At 54.8% G+C, this 23,491-nt stretch carries 18 protein-coding genes and 1 riboswitch; of the genes, 15 read left to right on the top strand and 3 right to left on the bottom strand.

Features of this window, described 5'->3' with window-relative positions; genetic code table 11:
- The first annotated feature begins 4 nt into the window (after window positions 1-4).
- The 14 genes from NST26_RS25415 (at window position 5) to NST26_RS25350 (ending at window position 18,445) form a co-directional block, all read left to right on the top strand.
- Window positions 5-871, top strand: a complete 867-nt coding sequence (locus NST26_RS25415) for a carbohydrate ABC transporter permease (RefSeq protein WP_340980098.1) — start codon at window positions 5-7, stop codon at window positions 869-871.
- Between the two features lie 100 nt (window positions 872-971).
- The gene (locus NST26_RS25410; protein ID WP_340980097.1) at window positions 972-2,570 is read left to right on the top strand and encodes an extracellular solute-binding protein; all 1,599 of its coding nucleotides are present in this window, start codon (window positions 972-974) and stop codon (window positions 2,568-2,570) included.
- A 32-nt stretch (window positions 2,571-2,602) separates the two neighbouring features.
- Complete coding sequence (locus NST26_RS25405) at window positions 2,603-4,237, top strand: response regulator (RefSeq protein ID WP_340980096.1); 1,635 nt, start codon at window positions 2,603-2,605, stop codon at window positions 4,235-4,237.
- Window positions 4,234-6,009, top strand: coding sequence for a cache domain-containing sensor histidine kinase (locus NST26_RS25400; RefSeq protein WP_340980095.1), 1,776 nt, complete (start codon window positions 4,234-4,236; stop codon window positions 6,007-6,009). Before NST26_RS25405 ends, NST26_RS25400 begins: the two co-directional genes overlap by 4 nt.
- A 69-nt stretch (window positions 6,010-6,078) precedes the next feature.
- Complete coding sequence (locus tag NST26_RS25395; RefSeq protein WP_340980094.1) at window positions 6,079-7,446, top strand: hypothetical protein; 1,368 nt, start codon at window positions 6,079-6,081, stop codon at window positions 7,444-7,446.
- Complete coding sequence (locus NST26_RS25390) at window positions 7,439-8,599, top strand: glycoside hydrolase family 88 protein (protein ID WP_340980093.1); 1,161 nt, start codon at window positions 7,439-7,441, stop codon at window positions 8,597-8,599. The genes NST26_RS25395 and NST26_RS25390 overlap by 8 nt, the downstream gene beginning before the upstream one ends.
- A 95-nt stretch (window positions 8,600-8,694) precedes the next feature.
- Complete coding sequence (locus NST26_RS25385; protein WP_340980092.1) at window positions 8,695-9,858, top strand: GntR family transcriptional regulator; 1,164 nt, start codon at window positions 8,695-8,697, stop codon at window positions 9,856-9,858.
- A 249-nt stretch (window positions 9,859-10,107) separates the two neighbouring features.
- Entirely contained in the window at window positions 10,108-11,394 is a 1,287-nt protein-coding gene (locus tag NST26_RS25380) for a glycoside hydrolase family 125 protein (RefSeq protein ID WP_340980871.1), read from the top strand.
- Window positions 11,395-11,443: 49 nt separating this feature from the next.
- On the top strand, window positions 11,444-12,745 hold the full coding sequence (locus NST26_RS25375; protein WP_340980091.1) for an ABC transporter substrate-binding protein: 1,302 nt from the start codon (window positions 11,444-11,446) through the stop codon (window positions 12,743-12,745).
- 75 nt (window positions 12,746-12,820) lie between these two features.
- Window positions 12,821-13,708, top strand: a complete 888-nt coding sequence (locus NST26_RS25370; protein WP_339250561.1) for a carbohydrate ABC transporter permease — start codon at window positions 12,821-12,823, stop codon at window positions 13,706-13,708.
- A 34-nt stretch (window positions 13,709-13,742) separates the two neighbouring features.
- A complete protein-coding gene (locus NST26_RS25365) occupies window positions 13,743-14,630 on the top strand; it encodes a carbohydrate ABC transporter permease (protein WP_036725951.1) in 888 nt (295 codons plus the stop codon).
- Between the two features lie 42 nt (window positions 14,631-14,672).
- Window positions 14,673-15,749: a glycoside hydrolase family 76 protein gene (locus tag NST26_RS25360; RefSeq protein ID WP_340980090.1), complete on the top strand. Its 1,077-nt coding sequence runs from the start codon at window positions 14,673-14,675 to the stop codon at window positions 15,747-15,749.
- 18 nt (window positions 15,750-15,767) lie between these two features.
- Window positions 15,768-16,826 carry a glycoside hydrolase family 76 protein gene (locus tag NST26_RS25355; RefSeq protein ID WP_340980089.1) on the top strand — a complete coding sequence of 353 codons (1,059 nt, stop codon included), beginning with the start codon at window positions 15,768-15,770 and terminating at the stop codon, window positions 16,824-16,826.
- A gap of 56 nt (window positions 16,827-16,882) precedes the next feature.
- Window positions 16,883-18,445, top strand: coding sequence for a glycoside hydrolase family 76 protein (locus NST26_RS25350; protein WP_340980088.1), 1,563 nt, complete (start codon window positions 16,883-16,885; stop codon window positions 18,443-18,445).
- 424 nt (window positions 18,446-18,869) lie between these two features.
- On the opposite strand, the gene hpt is transcribed toward NST26_RS25350, so the two are convergent.
- The 3 genes from hpt to NST26_RS25335 are packed head-to-tail and all read right to left on the bottom strand — an operon-like array spanning window position 18,870 to window position 21,536.
- The gene (hpt, locus tag NST26_RS25345) at window positions 18,870-19,397 is read right to left on the bottom strand and encodes a hypoxanthine phosphoribosyltransferase (protein ID WP_076079431.1); all 528 of its coding nucleotides are present in this window, start codon (window positions 19,395-19,397) and stop codon (window positions 18,870-18,872) included.
- Between the two features lie 30 nt (window positions 19,398-19,427).
- A complete protein-coding gene (locus tag NST26_RS25340) occupies window positions 19,428-20,942 on the bottom strand; it encodes an IMP dehydrogenase (protein ID WP_340980087.1) in 1,515 nt (504 codons plus the stop codon).
- Between the two features lie 33 nt (window positions 20,943-20,975).
- Window positions 20,976-21,536 (bottom strand): phosphoribosyltransferase, encoded by a 561-nt coding sequence (locus tag NST26_RS25335; protein WP_340980086.1) that lies wholly within the window; start codon window positions 21,534-21,536, stop codon window positions 20,976-20,978.
- Window positions 21,537-21,661: 125 nt separating this feature from the next.
- Window positions 21,662-21,764, bottom strand: a riboswitch (purine riboswitch).
- 331 nt (window positions 21,765-22,095) lie between these two features.
- Between NST26_RS25335 and hemA the strand changes: the two genes are divergently transcribed.
- On the top strand, window positions 22,096-23,487 hold the full coding sequence (gene hemA, locus NST26_RS25330; RefSeq protein WP_036725939.1) for a glutamyl-tRNA reductase: 1,392 nt from the start codon (window positions 22,096-22,098) through the stop codon (window positions 23,485-23,487).
- Window positions 23,488-23,491 lie beyond the last annotated feature (4 nt).

Genomic DNA, 23,491 nt, shown 5'->3' with positions numbered 1-23,491 from the left:
AATTATGACAGAAAGCCGCGGCGAAAAGCTTTTTTACCGCTTCAATTATGTATTCCTGACGCTTCTGATGATCATTGTACTGTTCCCTGTACTCTATGTGCTGTCCGCTTCCTTCAGTTCTCCGGATGCGGTAGTGTCGGGCCGGGTGATTCTGTTCCCCGTCGAGCCGACACTGGACGCCTATAAGGCGGTCTTCCGGGAACCGACCATTTGGCTCGGGTACGCCAATACACTCTTTTACACTGTTGCAGGTACACTGGTCAGCATGATACTTACGATCTGCGGTGCATACAGCTTGTCCAAGCGCAGGCTTAAAGGCCGGAAGGCGATCAATCTGATGATTTCCTTCACGCTTGTCTTCAATGCAGGTATTATCCCTATCTATATGAACTTCCGCAGTCTGGACCTGCTGGATACGCGGAGTGCGATCATCTTCGGCTTCGCCATTTCGACCTTTAATGTTATTATTCTGCGCACCTTCTTCCAGTCTGTTCCCGAAGAGCTGGAGGAGGCAGCCCGCATTGACGGGGCGAGCGAGGCCACGATTCTGATGCGGATCATGCTGCCCCTGTCCAAGGCTGCCTTGGCGACAGTTACGCTCTTCTATGCGGTAGGGCGCTGGAACGGATACTTCTGGGCCATGGTGCTGCTGCGCAGTGAAGACAAAGTGCCGCTGCAGGTGCTGCTGAATCGTCTGGTGGTACAGATGAAGCCGAGCGATTCCATGATGGTCACGGACAGCTCCTACCTGATTGCAGAAACGGTCATTTATGCCACGATTGTGGTTGCCGTTCTGCCGATGATGCTCTTCTATCCGTTTATCCAGAAGTATTTCGTACACGGAGTCATGATCGGCTCCATCAAAGGCTAAGGACAATAGCGGTGCCGCCAGGGAAGCCTTGAACCGGAGGCGTACTTGTTTGCATAGAAAAGGGATACGATATAATAGATAAAAGGGAGGATTATTGTACATGAAAAAAATGAAAAGCCTGTTGCTTGCACCAGCGCTTATGGCGATCCTGGTATCAGGCTGCGGGGGCAACCAGGGGGCAGCCCCATCCCCGTCAGCGAATGATTCAGGCGCTTCGCCTGCCGCCTCTGCTGCACCTGCCGCAACACCGGCGGCAAATGTGGAGCCGCTTAACCTTAATTTCTACTATTATAGCCAGGCGCTTCAGATTAACGGCGATATGCCAATTTTTCAGGAAGCGGCCAAGGCTACCGGCGTCACGCTGAAGAATGTAGCTCCGACCGGAGGCGACGATGCCCAGGCGTGGAATCTGCTGCTAGCTTCGGGTGAACTGCCTGATATTGTGGCTTACCAGCTGTCCGGACTTAATAATATCGCTGTTCAGGGTGCGCTTGTGCCGCTGGATGATCTGCTGGCCGAGAATGCTCCGAATTTCAAGGCGTTCCTGGACGAGAACAAGGCGATTAAGAGTGCTATCACTGCCTCAGACGGCAAAATTTATGTCGTGCCGTTCGTGTCTGACGGGGAAGCCCAGGAGGGCTGGTATATCCGTCAGGATTGGCTCGACAAGCTGGGACTGAAGGCTCCGGCAACGGTTCAGGAGTACTATGAGGTGCTGAAGGCGTTCCGTGAACAAGACCCTAACGGAAACGGCAAGAAGGATGAGGTGCCTTTCTTCTCCCGTAATGCCACTTCCGGCTTCGCTTCCCTGTTTCCGCTGTGGGATGCCTCGCTGTCTTTCAAGCTGAAGGACGGCAAGATCGTATACGGGCCGAACGAGCCGGAGTATAAGACGGCTGCAACGGAGACAGCCAAGTGGTACAAGGAAGGGCTGATTGATAAGGAGATCTTCACCCGCGGCAATACCGCACGTGATATTCTCTTTGCGAATGATACCGGCGGTTCTGTACATGACTGGTTCGCCAGCACCGCCAATTACAATAACAAGCTTCAGCCGACTCTGCCTGATTTCTCGCTGCGTCCAATTGCACCTCCGGCCAGCATCTCCGGCAAGGTATTTGAAGTAACCAAGCGCAATCCGCTGGGCAACAATGCCGGGTGGGCGATTTCTGCGAACGCCAAGGACCCGGCGGCTGTACTGCGCTATATGGACTTCTGGTGGACTGAAGAAGGGCGCCGTCTGCATAACTTTGGAATCGAAGGTGAAACGTACACGATGGTGGACGGCAAGCCGGTATTCACCGAGAAGGTATTGAATGAGCCCGCTGTAGTCGATTATCTGATCAAGACTACCGGTGCCCAGTTAATCATCGGCGGACATCAGGATTTCGCCTACGAAGAGCAATGGACGAATAAGATTGCACTGGAAGGCGTGAAAATGTATGTGGACAATAACTACTTCGCCCCTGAGTACCAGGTGCCGCAGCTGAACTTCACCCTGGATGAAGACAAGAAGATTAAGGAGCTGTTCCCGCCGATTGAAACCTATGTGATGGAGACTTCACAGAAGTGGTTCATGGGCGGAGAGGCAGTGGAAAGCAGCTATGACGCCTTCGTTCAGCAGCTTAAGCAGCTTAAGCTGGATGAAGTATTGGAAATCTATAATACGGCTTACGCGCGTTACCTGGAACAACAATAACCGGTTCCGCCTCCTCCGTCTGGAGGAGGCTTTTGAAGGAGGAGGCACCTATTATCAAGCGGACATATACCATGGTCGTAATTGATGATATCCGCGCTGTCGTGAACGGGATCTCCCGGGATATGGACTGGAGCGAACTGGGGATAGACATCGTGGGCACGGCATCCAGCGGCGAGGGAGGTCTGGCGCTCGTTAAGAAGAAGCTGCCCGATATCATTGTGACGGATATCCGTATGCCCAGACTGAGCGGCATTGAGATGATGCGGGAGCTGCGGCCGCAGCTCCCGCAGGCCAAATTTATCTTCATCAGCGGCTATTCCGATTTCGATCATGCGCAGGAAGCGCTTCGTCTGGGCGCCTTCGATTATATCCTCAAGCCCTTCACCCCGAAGCAGCTGGCCGAAGTGGTGAAGAAGGCTGTGGAGGAGCTGGAGAGAGAGCGGCAGCACAGCGAGGAGCTGAGCGACATGCAGCAGAAGCTGCGGGAGAGCATGCCGTTATTGCGCCAGGAATACCTCAGCCTGCTGGTCCGCTTCTCGGCCCAACCGGAGACGCTGCGCAGGCGCTGGGAATTTCTGCAGATGGATATGCAGTCCTCTCCGCTCGCCGTCGTGGTGCTGGAGATTGACCATTTCGTACAGAAGAGCGAGGAGATTCCGGTCAATGATGCGGAGCTGCTGCGGTTTGCCGTGCAGAACATCGTAGAGGAGACTGTACTCCGGGTGGCCAAGGGAACCCTGTTCCGCGAATCGGTTCACCGCTTCGTGCTCATTGTCAACACAGGGAATGGGGCCAGCGCGCTGGGAATCGCCGAGGAATGCCGGGAGAACGCCGAGCGTTACTCCAAATGCACGGTCTCGGCAGGCGTAAGCCGGACGGTTCAGGAGCTGGATGAGCTTCCCGTTGCCTATCAGCAGGCAGTAGAAGCACTAACCTACACGTTCTATACCGGGGGCAACAGTGTGTTCTTCTGGGAGCATATCACGCAGCGCCCCGAGGTGCTTCCGCGTCCTGATGCCGATCTGGAGAAGGAGCTGGTCTATGCGCTGCGCTCCGGCAATGCCGGGCAGGCTGAGAAGTCGCTGCTGGCGCTGCTGGAGACTGCCGGGAAGACAGAGGCCCTGCCTTCGCCGGATAGTGCGAAGGCGCTCTGTGTAGAGCTTGCCGCTCTGATCCGCAATGCGGTGCCTGAACTGGCCGAGAGTCCGGAGCTGCCCGAGTTAATGAAGGTGTTGACCTCGCCCCGCGCGGTGCTGAACGATCTGCGCGAATCGCTGAAGCAGCTGTGCAAGCTGAGCTGTGTGCAGGTCCAGTCCCGGCTGCAATACAGCGCCCAGGAGACGATTCAGGCGGTTATCCGTTACATGCGTGAGCATCTGCATCTCAATTTGATGGTCGGCGACTATGCTGCCCATGTTCACCTGAGCACCAGCTATTTCTCCAACCTGTTCAAGAAGGTGACCGGGCTCTCCGTTGGCGCTTTCGTCATCCAGGAGAAGATGGAACAGGCCAAGCTGCTGCTGGCCGGCGACCGGCCCATTGCCGAAATTGCCGAAAACCTCGGCTATGAGGAGCGCTCCTATTTCAGCGATGTATTCAAGAAAACGACTGGCATGACGCCCACGGAATTCCGGGCGGCCTATGGGCCCAGACAGGGCAACGGATGAGAAAGCCTGTTCTGCGGACATTCCTGCACAATTCCACCTTCAAGACCAGGCTCTGGATCGGTATTGTGTCCATCGTGATTCTGGCAATATGGGTTACAGGCGTCTCCTCGCAATACCTGGCTTCACGGCTTCTGGAGCGAAAGACGGCAGAGCTCAGCCAGATGATGATCGGCAAATCGGCCCAGGCGCTGGAGGAGAAGCTGCGCAAGGTCCGGCTGTCGGTCCTGACCTTTATGATGAGTCCGCCCTTCGAGGATGTTCTCCGCGCCTCGCCGGGAACAGAAGCCAGCTACTACTCTTATTTTGCGCTGAACAATGCGCTGCAGGTGCCCCTGGTCCAGATGCAGCTGATCGAGCCATCCATTGATTCGGTGCTTGTGTCCACGCCCATCGGTGAATTCTATTCCGTCACCGGGGCGAAGCGGACGAATCTGGATTTCGCGGACACTCCGCTAAGCCGGATTATGCAGGAGAAGACGCTGCCGCTATGGATTCCTGCCCATCGTGACGAGCTGTTCGAGAACAGCGGCAGTGTCCTCAGCCTGCTGATCGAGCCGATCTCCGCTTATCGGGGAACCGATGTGCAGGTGGTCGTCAATGTGCGGGAGTCTGCCATCAAAGAATATGCCGAGACGAATGTGGTCGGCGACAGCGGAAGCATTGCAGTCATTGACGCAGCGGGTAATCCGGTGATGGATGAGCATTCCCGCTTCGTGGCCCCGATGCGGGAAGCGGCCTTCCAGCGCGAGGTTAACGCGGGGCGCAATCATTTTGAATACAGGTTCGAAGGGAAGGAATATCTGGTCAATTGGGCCAAGGTGACCTTTCCGGATAATTGGATGATCTTCTACTTCCAGCCTAAGGCTGTGCTGCTGAAGGATATCCGCTATATGTGGTGGGCCACGCTTATTATCGTTCTCGCGCTCATTCCGCTGGCGCTGATTCTGTCGAAGTGGATTACCGGCCTGCTGATCCGGCCTCTCTACCGGCTGCAGCGTCTGATGTCCAGAGCCGGTGACAACGATCTCTCCGTGCGCTTCTCCAGCGATTACAGGGATGAGGTGGCACAGGTGGGCGAACGCTTCAACATCATGCTGGTCAAAATTGAGCAGCTCATCCAAAACGTCACCGAGGCGGAGAAGCAGAAGCGCGTCTCTGAGGTCAAGGCGCTGCAGGCGCAGATTGATCCTCATTTTCTCTACAATACCTTGAATACGATTCTCTGGAAATCGGAATCCCGCAAGCAGGAGGATGTGAAGGAGATGATTGTCTCCCTGTCCCAGCTGTTCCGGCTTGGGCTTAATAACGGCCGTGATCTGACAACCGTAGCCAAGGAGGTAGATCATGTCACCCGTTACTTAAGCCTGCAGCAGCAGTGCTACGAGGAGCTGTTCACCTATGAGATTGCAGTGGAGGAAGGGCTGGAAGAGCAGCCGCTGCTAAAAATCCTGCTCCAGCCCCTGGTGGAGAACTCGATTCTCCATGGATTCCAAAGTGAGGACTATACCGGACGGATTAACATCCGCGTGTACCGGGAAGGGGCCTTCCTCGTTTGTAAGGTGGAGGACAATGGGGAGGGCTTCGACAAGGAGCGGGTAGAAGCCGGACTTGTCTCAGCAGCCGGGCAGGAGAATGGCGGCTATGCTCTGCGGAATGTCTACACCCGGCTGCGCCTGCACTATGGGGACAAGGCCGTAATGGAGCTGGAGAGTGAGCCTTACAAGCTTACCGCTGTAACCCTCCGGTTTCCGGGGGAGTATGAAGATAACTAGGCAGCAGCGGAGAGGCCGCGCACCTCAGGGTCCGGCAGGAACAAATTATGAATACCTGGAGGGATTGTGTTGAAACCGGAACGACTTATATATACCTTCGTCAGCTACGCTGCCCATTATGATGCAGACTGGGGCAAGGGTGTCGCCCTTGACGGGATTGAGCTGACGGCGGAGCTTGCGCATAAATACCGCATTCCCGTAACCTGGATTGTCAACCGGGGCTCGATTCCGGTTCTGCGGGAGCGGATCGGGGAATGGCATATCGCCTTCGGCGATGATGTCATCCTGCAATGTCCTTTCTTTGAGGAGGAGGCCGGCTCCTCCAAGGAGGTCCTGAAGCAGCGGCTGGAAGAGGATTGGTCGCTGCTTCAGGAGGCATTCCCATGGGCCACCACCAAGGTGGCCGCAAGGGGGAAGATTTACAATGAAGTGATTGAAGTGCTGGAGGAGCTGGATTTTGAGGGCATGTGGGGATATTGCTTTGAGCAGTTCTGGTGGGATGGCATCACCCATAAGGGCATTCCCTGGGGGTCATGGTATGTGGACAGCGGGAGCTTCAAGGTGCCGCATTCCGGCCGGGGCCAGGTGGTGGCCTGTGAATGGACCGCCCGTGACCTGCACGCCACCTACCATACCGGCAGCCCGGTCATCTATTCCACGGACCCCAACGATGTGCTGCGCGCCGGTCTGTGTACGGGAGAGAATATCGACTACTGGAAGCATCTGTTCGATGAATATTTGTTCAATACGGATCATAACGGGCAGGTGTTTTTCCTCCAGCAGCAGGAAGGCCATGAGATGGAGTTCACTGACCGGTTCACTGTATTCCCGGCTTCCCATGTCGGGGAATGCGCGGGAATGCTGGATCTCTTTTTCAAATATATTACCGGCTATCCTATTACCTTAACGACTTTACCTCATGCTGTGCGCCTGTACAAAGAGCAGAATGAATATACGGCAGCATCCTATATGCTGACCCATGATTATCCGGTACGGCCGGAGGTTAACGAATACACCATGACTCTGGGCGGAGTAGGCTTCGGCCCTTGGCCGGAAACCTTCCTGTACTATGATAAAGAGTGCCAGCTGTCCTTCGTGGAGGGAGAATGCAGGCCCCGTCTGCTGCGCAATTACATCGGGAAGCTGAATATGAACGATGATTTCACAGAAGCTGTTCCGCCGGTGTTCGTGACGAAGTATCTGAAGACGGATGCGGTGATTGAACTTGAATATGAGATTGGGAGCAGCATCGCTGTTCCGTTCGGGTTAGTATACTGGGATGATCTGGCGGGCTATGAAGTCAGCGCTTGTTCAGGCGGGGCTGAAGTTAAGCTGATCAAGGACAAGCTAGCCTTCCTCAGATTCAATCTGACCGGCGGCCGGCAGACAATCGGACTTACACTCCGCTTAAAAAGGAGGCTGGAAGGCCATGCATAAAGCGCTGCGTGAACTCAAGGAGGATGAGCGGCTGTTCTTCGAACAGGCCCTGAAGTATGCGATGGGTAAAATTGAGCAGAACCTGCCCGTATATACAGGTCTGTTTCCGGCGCCGGCCAGCCAAGATCTGGTCTATCCTGCAATAGAGAATACGGACTGGACGGCCAGCTTCTGGACCGGCATGGTCTGGCTGGCGTATGAATGGACCGGAGACAGCAGGTACCGGGAAGCGGCAGAAGAGCAGCTGGACAGCTTCCGGCGGCGGGTGGAGGAGCGGATCGCGGTGGATACGCATGATCTGGGTTTTCTGTACAGCCTCTCGGCGGTTGCCGCCTACCGGATTACCGGCAATCCGGCGGCGCGGGAGATGGCGCTGGAAGCGGCCGGACTGCTGGCGGACCGTTACTTTCCGGAGGCTGGAATCATCCAGGCCTGGGGAGATCTGAATGACCCGGCGCAGCGCGGCCGGATGATTATCGACTGCCTGCTGAATCTTCCGCTGCTCCACTGGGCTGCTGAAGAGACCGGGGACAGCGCCCTGGCATCCATAGCCCACAGACATGCCCGGCAATCGGCCCGGTATCTGGTCCGCCCCGACCATACCTCCTATCACACCTATTATATGGACGCGGAAACGGGCAACCCGCTGTACGGCAACACTCATCAGGGGTATGCCGATGATTCCTGTTGGGCGAGAGGTCAGGCCTGGGGCATCTACGGTTTCGCGCTTGCCTACGCCCATACAGGCGATTCATCGCTGCTTGATGCCTCCAGGCAGCTGGCCGACTATTTCCTGGCCAAACTTCCGGCGGACGGCATTGTGTATTGGGATCTGATATTTACGGACGGCGACGGCCAGGAGAAGGACAGCTCGGCTGCTGCTATTGCCGTCTGCGGGCTGCTGGAGCTCTGCCGGCAATTACCGGCTGATGATCCGGGTGCAGCCGGGTACAGGAAAGCTGCTCTGGAGATGCTGGCCGCACTCGCAGAAGGGTATACGACGAAGGACCATTTGCATTCCAACGGTATTCTGCTGCATGGTGTCTATAATAAACCGCGGGGCTGGGGAATCGACGAGTGCACCCTCTGGGGGGATTATTTCTACTGTGAGGCCCTGATACGGGTGCTTAGAGAGTGGCGGAGTTATTGGTAGACAAGTTCTGGTGACCCGGATCGACAAATTCAATATATCATGATATATTATTATGTATGATACCGAAAAATGAACGTCAGGGGACCAGGAACGTTATGGCTGAAACAACCTCTTCCAAGCCGATGTATGAGAAGATCTTTGATGAAGTGAAGGAGAGTATCCTTACAGAGGCTTATAAACCCGGCGAGCGGGTTCCTTCCGAGAAAGAGCTGGCTGAGACCTATAGTGTCAGCCGCATAACCAGCAAAAAAGCACTTGAGATGCTGGCCGCCGAACGGCTGATTGTCCGCAAGCCCGGCCGCGGCTCGTTCGTAACAGATGCTTCCGCTGAGCAGTCTGACCCGGGGATGAACCTCACAGCCCCGGCTGCGTTGAATATTCGTGCCGATGAGAAAACAATCGGCCTGATCATCACCGACTTCGGCAACAGCTACGGGACGGGGCTGATCTACGGGATGGAGCAGGCTTCGCGCGATAATGACTGTTTTCTGGTGCTGCGGAGAACCTTCGGGATTCCGGAGAATGAAGAGCAGGCGATCCAGAAGCTGCTGAATCTGGGTGTGGACGGTCTGATTATTTTCCCGGCCCAGGGCGAGTATTTCAATGCGGAAATTCTGAAGCTGGTCATCGGGCGTTTTCCGCTCGTGCTGGTAGACAGACATCTAAAAGGAGTAGCTGCGGCCTCCATCAGCACCGATAATCTGCAGGCGGCCCTTGAAGCGACGGAGTATTTATTTGACCTCGGGCATACACATATTTCGTTTCTGTCTCCGCCTCCCGTGGACACCACTGCGGTGGAGGACCGGATTGAGGGCTTCATTCAGGCCCATGCGCAGCGGGGGGTCATGGTTGACAAGGAGCTGTGGGTCAGCGATTTGACCTCGACGCTGCCTAAGTTTTTTAATGCGGATAATATTGAACGGGACATCTCGCGGCTGGTCACCCATCTGCAGAGCCATCCGTCCGTCACGGCGTTATTTGCCATAGAATACAATATCGCGCTGCTCGCGAAGACTGCGGTGGAACGTCTGGGGCTGCGCATACCTGAGGATATCTCCATTATATGCTTCGACAGTCCGCCGACCCATCTGGGAGGCGGGTATGCCTTCACCCATATGCGGCAGAATGAAGAGGAGATGGGCCGGATTGCCCTGGAGAATGTACTGCGTATTATGAACGGTGAGGCCGTTCCCCATAAGGTGATGCTGGAAGCTGAGCTGGTGCCCGGGAATTCGACCGGCCCTGTCCGTCACAACTAGCTGCTGTAATCTAAAGACCCATTCCGCCGGACATTCCGCCGGATGGGTTTTTTTGCTGTGTCCAATGTGATCCGTTTCCGGCCGGAAGATTAAGCTTGCAAGTTAGCCTAGTCTAGTCAATATCAGTGTATTTCATATGTTAATATATTATTATCTAAAAATACATATTGACATATCATTTACATACCAATATACTCATTTGTGAAAGCGCTTCATTCATTACAGAGGAGGTCATTCCGATTGAAAGCGATGAAGGAAACACCTGATTCCCTGCGGGAGCTGGCTGGCCGTGTACGTCAAAAACTGCCCAGCCATCCGCACCTGGCAGATATGTTTGAACAGTGCATGCTCAATACCTGGAACACAACGATACAGCGCAACCCGGATGGAACAACCTTTGTCATTACCGGTGATATACCGGCTATGTGGCTGCGGGATTCCACCGCACAAGTCCGTCCCTTCCTGATCCCCGCCTCCGAAGATGAAGAAATTGCCGGCATGATTGAAGGGCTTATCGCACAGCAATTTGCCTATATTGCCATTGATCCCTATGCGAATGCGTTCAACCGGGAAGCGGATGGACGGGGTCACCAGGAAGACAAAACGGCGATGAGTCCATGGATTTGGGAACGGAAATACGAAATCGATTCCCTCTGCTATCCCATTCAGCTTAGCTATCTGCTATGGAAAAACACCGGGCGGGTCACGCAGTTCAATTCAGCGTTTGAAGCCGGAGTGTGGCAGATTATTCAATTGTGGATCAGGGAGCAGAGTCATGAGAGCGGTTCCGATTATGTTTTTGAACGCGTGAACTGTATGCCAACCGATACGCTTGTCCGCGACGGCAAAGGCTCTGTAACCGCCTATACCGGAATGACCTGGTCAGGCTTTCGTCCAAGCGATGATGCCTGCGAATACGGTTACCTGGTGCCTGCCAATATGTTCGCTGTCGTTGTCCTGCGGTACGTCAGCGAAATCGCATCCGATGTGCTTGGCAACCCGGAGCTTGCACAGGCGGCGGAAGATCTGGCTGAGCAGATTGACGGGGGAATCCGGCGGCATGGCATTGTGGAGCACCCTGAATATGGTCTTGTCTACGCCTATGAGACCGACGGCCTGGGAGGCGTGAACCTTATGGATGACGCCAATGTGCCCAGCCTGCTGTCTATTCCTTACCTTGGCTATACATCTGCGGAGGATCCGGTGTATCTCAACACCCGCAAGCTTATTCTAAGCCGGACCAACCCCTATTTCTATGAAGGCAAGGCGGCAGCGGGTATTGGCAGTCCCCATACCCCTCCGCATTATATATGGCCTATCGCCTTGGCGGTTCAGGGAATGACCTCCGGGAAGAGGGAGGAGCAGGAGGCAATGCTTGAGCTGCTGCAACAGACGGATGCCGGAACCGGATTGATGCATGAGGCTTTTCATGCGGATCATCCGGAAGAGTATACCAGACCCTGGTTTTCCTGGGCCAATATGATGTTCTGCGAGCTGCTGCTTATGCGCTGCGGAATTGAGGTGAGTAGAGGCTGAGCAGCCCGGGCTCTAATAACAGACAAATACAAATGAAGGGGATGTAATAATGAAAAAAGGATGGGTTACGGTACTCTCGGTGATGATGGTCGCTGCCTTGGCGGCAGGCTGCAGCGGTAATTCGGCAAAAGAAAGCCCTGCGAATGACGGCAAAGCCGGAAGCGGCAGCAGCGGCAAGAAGACGGAGCTGACGTTCTGGGGCGATTGGGGCGGTGAAGGCCAGAAGCAGTTCGAGACCATGGTGGATGCCTTCAACAAATCACAGGACAAAATTCATGTAAAATATGTGCTGCAGCAGGATATGATTACCAAATTCCTGACGGCGGCCACCAATGGCGGTGCACCTGATGTGCTGTTCTGGGACCGCTGGCGGACCTCGCTGTATGCTCCCAAGAACGTGCTGCATCCGGTGGATGAGTACTTAACGCGTGACGGCATTTCCAAGGATGATTTCTACAGCGAGTCATTGACCGAGCTCTCCTATAACGATAAATTATACGGGCTTCCGCTGACCGTTGATGCACGGGCATTATTCTACAATAAGAAGCTGCTGGATGAAGCAGGGCTTCAGCCTCCGACTACCTGGGATGAACTGGAGCAGGCTGCTGCCAAGCTGACCAAGTGGAACGGCGACAAGCTGGAGGTGGCGGGCTTCTCCATGGGCGACCTCGGCCTGTTCAATATGTATCTCCAGCAGGCAGGCGGCCAGATGCTTACTGAGGACGGCAAAACCAATTTCAATAATGAGCAGGGCAAGCAGGTGCTTGAATTCTGGGACCGCCTGATGAACAAAGACAAGGTGTATAAGGTTGGCTTTGAGCTGGGACTTGGCGAAGGGCAGGATGCCTTCGTTACAGGCAAGGTCGCCATGCTCTATTCCGGCCCCTGGATGCTCAGTACCTATAACAAATACGGTAAAGATCTCGAATATGGCATTGTACCGCCTCCTGCCGGGCCGAACGGCGACAAGGGCAGTGTGATGGGCGGCTTCGGACTCGTGATTCCGGAGGGCTCCAAGCATCATGATGAGGCATGGGAATTCATTAAATGGTGGACCGCGAACAAGGATAATGCCTTGATGTGGGCCAAGACCAGTCTGAATCTTCCGGGCTTCAAGCCTTCGATGGAAGATCCGTTTTTCCAGGATGACCCGCAGTGGAAGCCGTTTCTGGATACGCTGGAATTTGCCAAAATCCGCCCGACTCATCCCGGCTATTCCGTGATGGAGACCGATGCGCTTGCGCCTAATCTTCAGCTGAACCAGCAGAACAAGCAGAGCATTGAAGACACGCTGAAAAAGGCTCAGGAACAAGGCGACAAGATGCTGAAGGATAACGCGGTTGTTAAGTAACCAGCCTGATGCCGCGGGGAGGCGGTGCCTCCCTGCTGCCATGGAGCCTTGCCGGATGATGAGAGGGGGAGTTGTATGGCTTCCATGAGAAAAGTGGAACGGCACGAAGCCCGGACGGCTTATGTATTCATTACGCCTACGGTGCTGCTGTTCACTGTGTTTACAGTTATACCTGTAGTGATGGCCCTGTATTTAAGCTTCACCAACTATGATGTGCTTAGCCAGAATGACTGGGTCGGCCTGGACAACTACCGCCGCCTGATTGAAGACAGCCTGCTGTGGAAGACGTTCAAGAATGTGTTCTTCTACTCGATTATTTTTGTTCCGCTGAATATTATCATTTCCCTCCTGCTGTCCATGCTGCTGAGCAGGGCGTGGCGGGGAGTCAAGCTGTTCCGCACCTTCTATTATCTGCCCACGCTGACGTCGGCTGTAGCTGCGGCCACCGTATGGATCTGGCTGCTGCATCCGGAATTCGGTCTGGTGAACGGCTTGCTGTCCTATGTGGGCATTACCGGTCCTGCCTGGCTGTCCGAGACAAGTACGGCGATGCTGTCCATTGTAATGCTCACCCTCTGGCAATCCGTCGGCTCCAATATGATTATTTATCTGGCCGGTCTGCAGGGGGTCCCGGATTATCTCTATGAATCGGCACGGCTGGACGGGGCGAATACATTTGACAGCTTCCGCTTCATCACCTGGCCGCAGCTGCGGCCAACTACCTTTCTGGTCAGCACGATGGCGATTATCGGTGCGCTGCAGCTGTTTGACCAGGCCTTTGTACTGACGCAGGGCGGTCCGGCCAATGTGACCAAGACCCCGGTCTACCTAATCTATCAGCAGGGCTTCAATCAGCTGCAGATGGGCTATGCCTCGGCGCAGGCCTTTGTGCTTGCTGTAGCCATTCTTATTTTCTCGCTGATTAATATGCGGGTCTCCAAAGCGGAGGAATCGATCATTTAGGGGCAGCTTGTCCAGGAAAAAGGAGGTTTGCAGGATGGGTGTTACTGGGGGTTCGGCCTTGAAGAAGGGCCTCTACAAGCTCATTTTCTATATTGTATGTATCCTTATAGCGGTTGTTATGTTTCTGCCATTCTACTGGAGTTTGCTAACCTCACTCAAGCCGGATGATGAGATTTTTGCGATGCCGATCCAGTGGTTTCCGAAGCATCTGACCTTCGAGCATTACCGCAAAGCCTTTTCAACGGTGCCGTTTGCTTTATTCTTCTGGAATTCGCTCGTGCTTGCCGTGTCGGGCGTCCTGGCAAACCTGTTTTTCGGATCACTTAGCGGCTATGCCTTTGCGAAGCTGAGATTCAGGCTGAACAAGCCGGTGTTCCGCGTGCTGCTGGCGGCAATGATGATTCCCGGCATTGTGACCATGATCCCGACAGTGTATGTGATGCGCCATATTCCGTTTGCCGGAGGCAATGATCTTTTTGGCGGGGGCGGCAATGGGCTGATGAACTCCTTCTGGGGCATTATTCTTCCCGGCGCTTCCGGGAGCTTCGCTGTATTCTTTATGCGGCAATTTTTTCTTACACTCCCCACTGACATGCTGGAGATGGCCCGGATTGAGGGCTGTGGGGAATTCAAAATTTTCTGGAGGATCTATCTGCCGCTTACCCGTCCGGCGCTGGCTACCTTGAGCATCTTCACCTTCCAGGCCGGCTGGAACAGCTTCCTGTGGCCGATGATCGTGCTGAATGATCCGGACAAGGCGACGATTCAGATGGGCCTGCAGGCTTTTTCTTATAATTTTCAGACGGATTACGGGCCGATGATGGCCGGGGCGCTGGTGGCGATTCTGCCGATACTGGTGCTGTTCCTGGCGCTGCAGCGTTATTTTGTACAGGGGATTGCCTTCAGCGGCATCAAAGGCTGAGCCAACTAAGGGAGGCAAATTATAGACGGGGAGAGAGACCATATGAAGCAAATAGAGCTTGAACAATGGGCGGAACGGGCGGACTCGGCGCAGGAAGCGCTGGATGTATTCTTCTGGAACGAAGACATCGGAATGTATGACATTGAGACACCATGTCCGGAAGGCGCATGTAATACAGTCTTTCATTATTGGTGGATGGCCCATGCCGTGGATGTGCTGGTCGACGGCCTGCTGCGGACTGGGGCTGCTAAGTACCGCGAACGACTGTCCGCTCTACATGGGGGGCTGCTCCGCCGCAATGACGGAGTATGGCCCAATGAGCTGTACGACGACATGGAGTGGATGGCCCTGGCCTGGCTTCGCGCTTATCAGGCAACGGGAGATGAGCTGTACAAAGAGACGGTTCTTATCCTCTGGACGGATATCAGAACCGGCTGGAACAGCCATTCGGGGGGCGGCATCGCCTGGCAGAAATCGCAGCTGGATTACAAGAACACCCCGGCCAATGCACCGGCTGCCATCCTTGCCGCCCGCCTGTATCAGGCCTTTGGAGATCCGCAGGACCTGGAGTGGGCGCATGCGCTCTATAACTGGCAGCAATCCCGTCTGGTGGACCCGGACACGGGCTTCGTCTGGGATGGGATGAACCGTACCGGTGACGGCCGGATCGATAAGGATTGGAAATATACGTACAATCAGGGTGTTTATATCGGTGCGGCTATCGAGCTGTACCGGGTTACCGGGAGCCGTGACTATCTTGAGGAGGCCCGGCGCACGTTTGCCGCAGCGGTCAAGGAGCTGGCTGGCCCGCATTCCGGTATACTCCCGGATGAGGGCGGCGGCGATGCCGGTCTCTTCAAGGGCATTCTGGTCCGCTATGCGGCAGAACTGGCACAAGCCGTGCCGGAAGACGGAGCCGCTGCGGCCTTCCTGCGCAGTAACGCAGAGATGCTGTGGGACCAGGGGAAGCCGGCAGACCGGGTTCTGTTCGGACCTGATTGGACTGCGGTGCCTTCAGGCGTAGTTCAATTGAGCACCCAGCTGAGCGGCCTGAAGCTGCTGGAGCGGATGGCTGTGCTTGCAGGGACCGGGCAGCCGAAAACTCGAACCTCATTTTAGAATAGGAGGAGGTGGCGTATGGATCATTACAACGGGACATCATCAGCAGAAGACTGGGCAGCGCGTGCAGACTGGCTCCAGGACTCCCTGTGGCGGCACTACTATAATGCGGACAGCGGAATTATGAACCAGTGGTATCCGCGGGAATACAGCAGGGCAGGCGACAATTTCTACTACTGGTGGCAGGCGCATGTCATTGATGCTCTGACCGATGCTTACGAACGGACGCGGGATTCTGGATATGCCGAACGCATCCGCGGCCTGAGCCGCAGCTTGAAAATCTATAACGGCGGGACGTTCAAGCATAATTATTATGATGATATGGAATGGACTGCCCTTGCGCTGCTGCGGGCGCATCAGGCTACCGGTGAAGCGGAATATCTGAATGCTGTACTTGAATTATGGGCGGATATTCAGACGGCCTGGAATGGGCACTGCGGGGGCGGCATGGCCTGGAAAAAAGATCAGCTGGATTACAAGAACACGCCGGCGAATGCCCCGGCCGCTATTCTGGCCGCCCGCCTATACTCGCTGCTTGGGCATGAAGAGGATCTGAACTGGGCGATCCGGATTTACCGCTGGAACCAGGCCAATCTGGTTGACCCTGACACCGGGTTCGTATGGGATGGAATGAACCGGCAGGGCGATGGGCAGATCGATTACGACTGGGAATTCACTTACTGTCAGGGCGTGTTCGTGGGAGCAGGGATAGAGCTCTGCCGTGTCACCGGCGATTCCGGCTATGCCGCAGATGCCCGCCGGACCGCTGAGGCCTGCATCGGCCGCTTATGCCATTCTGATTCGCTGCTGCTGCCGGATGAAGGGATTGACGACACCGGATTGTTCAAGGGAATTCTGATCCGCTATCTGGTACAGCTGGAGCAGCATTTCCCCGGAAATGACCGGGTCCGTGAAGTCATATGGGCCAATGCCCGTACGCTATGGGCGCAAGGGCTGGACCGGACGCTGGGGCTGTGCGGACCCTCTTGGGAGCAGGTTCCCGTATTGCCGGTACAGCTTAGTGTACAGCTCAGCGGTCTGATGCTGCTTGAGGGGGCAGCCAAGCTTAGCCATTAGCCGGCTGCCGCCTGACGGTTGTGGAATGGATGTATAAATGAAGGGGGTATTTGGAAATGTTCACCTGGAAGAAAGTAAGAACGGCCGCAGTTCTCTGTCTGTTGTCCCTGTCTCTGTCTGTACCGTCTCCCGGTGCGGGAAGTACGGCAGAGGCTTTCACCGTCTCCAATGCTGATGCTGCAATGAACTCTTTTGTGCAAGTATTCTATGATTCTTCCGCCAAATACTTCTATACCAACAGCGATCACCAGATTCATTCTGAACATGCCCATGGGCCGAACGGGGGTCTCTACACCGACTTCTGGTGGGAGGCACAGCTCTGGGAGACCGTAATGGATGCCTACGAGCGCACGGGCAGCAATGTCTACCGCACGATGATCGATGAGATCTACACCGGATTCAAGGCCAAATACCCGGATATGATGACAAATCCGTTCAACGATGACCTGGGCTGGTGGGCGCTGGCCTGCGCAAGAGCCTATGAACTGACTGGAACCACGGAGTATCTGAACCGCGCCAGCTTCCTGTTTGGCCAAATCTACAGCGAATGGGACAGCACGTACGGCGGCGGGATCTGGTGGAGAAGGGACGCCCATGTGCCGGGCCAGGCCAACGCCCAGAAGAATATGGCCACGAATGCCCCGATGGTTATGACCGCAGTCAAGCTGTCTAGTGCCTACAATGATCCTGCTTATCTGACCAAGGCTACTCAAATCTATAACTGGACCAAATCTACCCTGGTTGGCGGCAGCAATATCAACGATCATATTGAAGGTGCAGGCAGCGGTATCGTTAAGGATTGGGACTTCACTTACAATTACGGAACGTTCCTGGGGGCGGCTGTGTCCCTGTATCAGGCTACCGGAACTGCTGCTTACCTTACGGATGCCAATAATGCAGCCGGGTATGCCGTTAACAAAATGGTATCAGCCCAGACTCTGATGTATGAAGGGGAGAATGATGCCGCGGGCTTCAAGATGGTCTTCGCCCGCAACCTGAACCGTCTCCGTACGCTGGGCGGACAGCCGCAATACCTGAACTTTCTCCAGCAGAATGCAACGCAGGCCTGGAATCACCGCCGCGTAAGCGATGGAATCATCGGCAGCGACTGGCTGCGCAATACAGGCTCCTCCTATGTGCAGAGCCTGGCCGCCGCTGCGGGCGCTTCTATTCTGCAGCTCGTTCCCGCCGACGGCTACACCGGGTACATTGCGGGCAACGGGGCTTATGAAGCGGAGAACGCAGTGCGGACGCTGGTTGGGGGAGGCGGGATGATCAATGAGAGCACCAATGCCGGATTTAGCGGAAGAGGGTATGTCGGGGGATGGAACACAAGCGGCACCTCCATTGATTTCTATGTCAACCAGAATACGGCCGGAACCAGAACCGTCACCTTCCGCTACGCGGCGGCGGCCGGCAGTGCTTCACGCTACGTGAAAGTGAACGGCGTGGTAACAGCCTCCAACCTGGTATTCAATTCTACCTCCAGCTGGAGCACCTACGGAACGGTATCCGTCACGATTCCGCTGAATGCAGGCTCGAACACTATTCAACTCGGGTATAACAGTGCACTCGGAAATACGAATTATCTGAATGTTGATTTGCTGAGCGGGCTGTAAATGCGGGGCGGCAGAACAGGCGGATTGTTAAAGCAAAAAGCAAGGGCACGCAGGAGTTTCTGGGTCCTGAGGTAATATTGCAGCACAAAGGGAGCGCCGTAATTGGCGCTCCCTTCTGCTTGCTTATTAGTTCTAGTACAGCGTCAGATTTAAAGATGAAGATGGGAGTTGTTCATTGCGGCGTTTGGCAAGGTGTAACGGACGGAGGCGCGCTTATTCCAGATGAAAGCTTCCGCTTGGGCAAAGTAACGGACCCCATGGAGCTTATTCTTGGAATTTCTAATCTTAACCATCTCGTAGAGAGACGATAAGGTCCACTCCGTCCGTTAAACCTCAAAAAGGGGCGTTTTCCTGGGAATAGGGTCTATCAGGTCCGTTAGAGCCCACTCATCGCGCCCACTCCAACTTTTTAAATCTGACCCTGTTAGTCCCCGGTCTCTACGATCCAGACCTCCGGCAGATTGCGGTACTGCTCGGCGTAATCTAGGCCATAGCCGACGACAAATTCGTCCGGGATGTCAATCCCGCTGTAGTCAATGGGAACATCGACGAGGCGGCGGGAAGGCTTGCTGAGGATAGTGCAGATCCGCACGCTTGCCGCCTCGCGCAGGGCGAACAGCTCCTTCAAATGCTGAAGCGTCAGGCCGGTGTCGATCAGATCTTCGACCAGCAGGATATGCTTGCCGCGGATATCCATGTCGATATCCTTCTTGATCGTAATGACTCCGGAGGAGGTGGAGCTTGCCCCGTAGCTGGACACCGACATATAGTCGACGCCGACCGGGAAGGTGATCTCACGCATCAGATCAGACATGAAGACGGCCCCGCCCTTAAGAATGCCGATAAGCACCAGTTCCTTGCCTTCATAGTCACGCGATATTTCAGCGCCCAATTCCTGTACTCGCTGCTGCAGCTGGTCCTTGCTGACCAGAACTTTGGTAATTTGGGTCATGGTTGACGCTCCTTATGGATTAGGATGTGATCACGAGGATGATCTGTCCTTTTCCTTAAGCATAACATCATGTGTGCCTCCTTCAAAGATCGTTGTCGAGGAAACCAGGGTAATCTTGGCCTTCTGCTGTAGTTCCGGGATGGTCAGCGAGCCGCAATTGCACATGGTGGACTTGATTTTGCTGATGCTGAGATCGAGATTGTCCTTAAGCCGTCCCGCATAGGGAATGAAAGAATCCACGCCTTCCTCGAACTCCAGCTTGCTCTCCTTATCGGCATTGCCGAAGTCATAACGCTGCCAGTTGCGGGCCCGGCTAGAGCCTTCGCCCCAATATTCCTTCACGAAGTTCCCGCCGACCAGCAGCTTGCGTCCGGGGCTCTCATCGAATCTGGCAAAATAGCGCCCAAGCATCACGAAGTCAGCGCCCATCGCCAGCGCCAGCACAATATGATAATCATGGACAATCCCGCCGTCCGAGCAGATGGGGACATAGATGCCGGTTTGCTCGTAATATTCCTGGCGGGCCGCCGCCACTTCGATGACAGAGGAGGCCTGGCCCCGGCCGATGCCCTTTTGCTCCCGGGTGATGCAGATGGAGCCGCCGCCGATACCGACCTTGATGAAATCTGCTCCTGCCTCTACGAGGTACAGGAAGCCTTCCTTGTCAACAACATTGCCCGCGCCGACCTTCACGCTCTCCCCGAAAGTCTCCTTAATATAATGGATGGTCTCCGCCTGCCACTCAGAGTAACCGTCCGAGGAATCAATGCACAGCACATCTGCCCCGGCTTCGACCAGCGCCGGTACACGGTCCTTGTAATCCCTGGAGTTGATACCCGCGCCGACAATCAGCTGCTTGTTGCCGTCATGCAGCTCCAGCGGATACTCCTGGTGGCTGTCATAATCCTTGCGGAAGACGAGATGGACGAGATGTCCGCCGGCATTTACAATCGGCAGGCAGTTCAGCTTGTGGTCCCAGATCATGTCGTTCGCTTCGGTCAGCGTGATGCCTTCTTCGGCGTAGATCAGCGAAGCGAGCGGGGTCATGAACTCCGTAATCGGACAATCCGGCGGGAGGCGGTTCTCGCGGTAATCCCGGCTGGTGACGATGCCCATCAGCTTGCCTGTCGGTTCTCCGTTGTCTGTGATCGCAATGGTGGAGTGGCCGCTGCGCGCCTTCAGCATCAGCACATCCTGAAGCGTATCTTCCGGGCGCAGGTTGGAGTCGCTGAGGACGAATCCTGCTTTGAACTTTTTGACCCGGCGGACCATTTCGACCTGTTGGCCGATGGACTGGGAGCCGTAGATGAAGGAGATGCCCCCGCTTTTCGCCAGCGCAATCGCCATGTTGTGGTCGGATACCGCCTGCATTACCGCCGAAGTCACGGGGAGGTTCATGGTTAGTGCCGGGGTCTCTCCCCGGCGGAATTTGGTGACCGGTGTGCTAAGATCCACATTTCCGGGAATGCAATCTTTGGTGGTCAGGCTGGGTACCAGCAGGAACTCACTGAAGGTTCTTGAAGGCTGCTCGTAATAAAAAGCCATGGCTTGTCACTCCCCTGCTATTTTTTTGACAACTCATACCTGGGACAAAAATCTGACGGGTACTCCAATGTCCGCTTCCAGCTGCCTGTAATGCTCCCCTTTGGCCAGAATCGCCTGCACACCGACGAGCACTATGCCCATCACGGACAACTGAGCAGCAATGCAGCGGATCGTAGCACCTGAACTAATCACATCATCCAGCAGCAGCACGCGGTCACCGGCAGAGAAGCCGTCAAAATAGATATAATTCTCATTATACGCCGTCTCGCGTCTGACACTAACCTCATAATTCTCATACAGCTCCGTGCTGAGCCGCAGAATATTCATCGGCTTCATCAGCTTATAGGCAGCCAGCATCCCCCAGGTATGACCGCCGGGTTCAGGGGAGACAATGTAATCAAAATCGGGAAACTGCTCCGTTACAGCATCCGCCAGATTGTGAGTGATTTCACGGATCAGCTCGGGGGCGATGTACGTACCGCGTTCTCCGAAGGGGTAGAGCTTGAAGTCATAGGCGGTGTCCTTGTTCTTGTAGATCCTCACATTTCTAGCCTTACGGATCGATTCACTTAAGCTTGCGTAGGAAGCACTCATTTGCCCTCACTCCTTCTATTATAATGGATGCCAAAAACCCCAGGCTAAAGGAGGCGCAGCCCAGAGCAGGATACATCAGCGGAGAAAAGCCCGGTTTCGCCCGTGAGCTCACTCTGATTAATCCAGCAGGGGGGCTGGCCTCTTGTAGCCTGGGGCAATTTACGGTTGCCTGTAGATACGCCCATTCCGGATTAACGGGCTTATACAAGAGAGGTTTGAAGAGATATAACTGACGTGATGCTAACTTGGATACGGATAATCAGATTATTTTTGCTACATATGTTATAAAACTTAACTCAGATCATTTGTTATATGCTATCATCCGCAATAAAGTGTGTCAATATTTCATCAATATGTTATATTCCATAACTTTCGCACTTGTTTATAATAATTATTATCTGCAATTCATAAATAGTTCAAAGGTTTTGTTAAAAGCCGTATTTTGATGTGATATACTTAACACAGCGATTTGAGATCTTGTGAAATTGATACTAATATTTGCTGCTAAGCAGTAACAGAGCCTACACCAATGAATATAGATTAGGATGGTGAACAAGCGATGCATATTGTCGTCGTTGGCCTGAATTACCGTACGGCTCCCGTAGAGGTGAGGGAACAGTTCGCTTTTGCCGAAAAGGATCTGCCTGCTGCGCTTCATCAGCTGCTGCAGACGAAGAGCGTTCTGGAAGGGGTCGTTGTCGCCACCTGTAACCGGACGGAAATTTATGTGGTCGTGGACCGCCTTCATATGTGCGGATATTTCATCCGCAGCTTCATGGAGCAGTGGTTCGGAGTAAGAAGCGATGTATTTACGCAACATATGTATATATATGAAGACGAGCAGGCGATTGCCCATCTGATGCGTGTCACCTGCGGTCTGGATTCCATGGTGATTGGCGAGACGCAGATTCTGGGTCAGGTGCGCAGTGCCTTCCTGACGGCTCAGGCGGAAGGGGTTACCGGAACCTGGTTCAACCGGCTGTTCAAGCAGGCGGTGACGCTCGGCAAGCGTGCGCATAGTGAGACCTCGATTGGCGAGAGCGCGGTGTCGGTCAGCTATGCGGCGGTGGAGCTGGGGAAGCGGATCTTCGGCATGTTCACCGGCAAAAGAGTGCTCATTCTCGGCGCCGGCAAAATGAGCGAGCTGACGGTGAAGCATCTGTACAGCAGCGGCGCGGCGGAAGTGATTGTCGCCAACCGTACCTTGTCCCGTGCTATCGAGCTGGCCGAGAAATTCTCGGGTAAGCCCAGCACGATTGAAGAGGCGCTGAAGTCTCTGGATGAAGTGGATATTGTGATCAGCTCTACGGGTGCAGACGGCTATGTGCTGACGGCGGCCCAGGTAGCCGAGGGCATGAAGCGCCGCCCTTCACGGCCGCTGTTCATGATCGACATTGCTGTGCCGCGCGATATTGACCCTGCTGCTGCCAGTGTGCCGGATGTATTCCTCTATGATATCGATGATCTGGAAGGCATTGTGGAGAGCAATCTGGAGATGCGCCGCAGTGAAGCCGCCAAGATCGAGGTTATGATTGAAGGCGAGATGGCGGATTTCCAGCAATGGCTGAAGACGCTTGGCGTCAGACCGGTGATCCGTGCACTGCAGGACAAGTCCAACGGAATATATGAAGAAACGATGGATAGCCTGTTCAACAAGCTGCCTGAGCTGGATGAGCATCAGCGCAAGGTGATCCGCCGGCTGACCAAGAGCATCGTCAACCAGATGATGCATGATCCGATCAATGTGATCAAGGAGATGTCCGGCGGCAAGCAGGGCAATGAAGCACTGGAGTATTTCACTCAAATCTTCGCTCTGCAGGAGCAGCTGGATGCAGCTCCGGCCGGTGGAAGTGTTGAACCCCATCAGCGCAGCTCTGCTGAACGGCCCTCCGGCGGAGAGATCCGGGGGCCGGGAGCGGTGCTTACCCCAGCCGGTCTGCTGGGCGGGTGAGCAA

This window comes from Paenibacillus sp. FSL R7-0128, assembly GCF_038002245.1.
Classification (GTDB): domain Bacteria; phylum Bacillota; class Bacilli; order Paenibacillales; family Paenibacillaceae; genus Paenibacillus_AQ; species Paenibacillus_AQ silagei.
The sequence above is the reverse complement of the archived record's forward strand: the minus strand, read 5'-3'. Positions and strand labels throughout refer to the sequence as shown.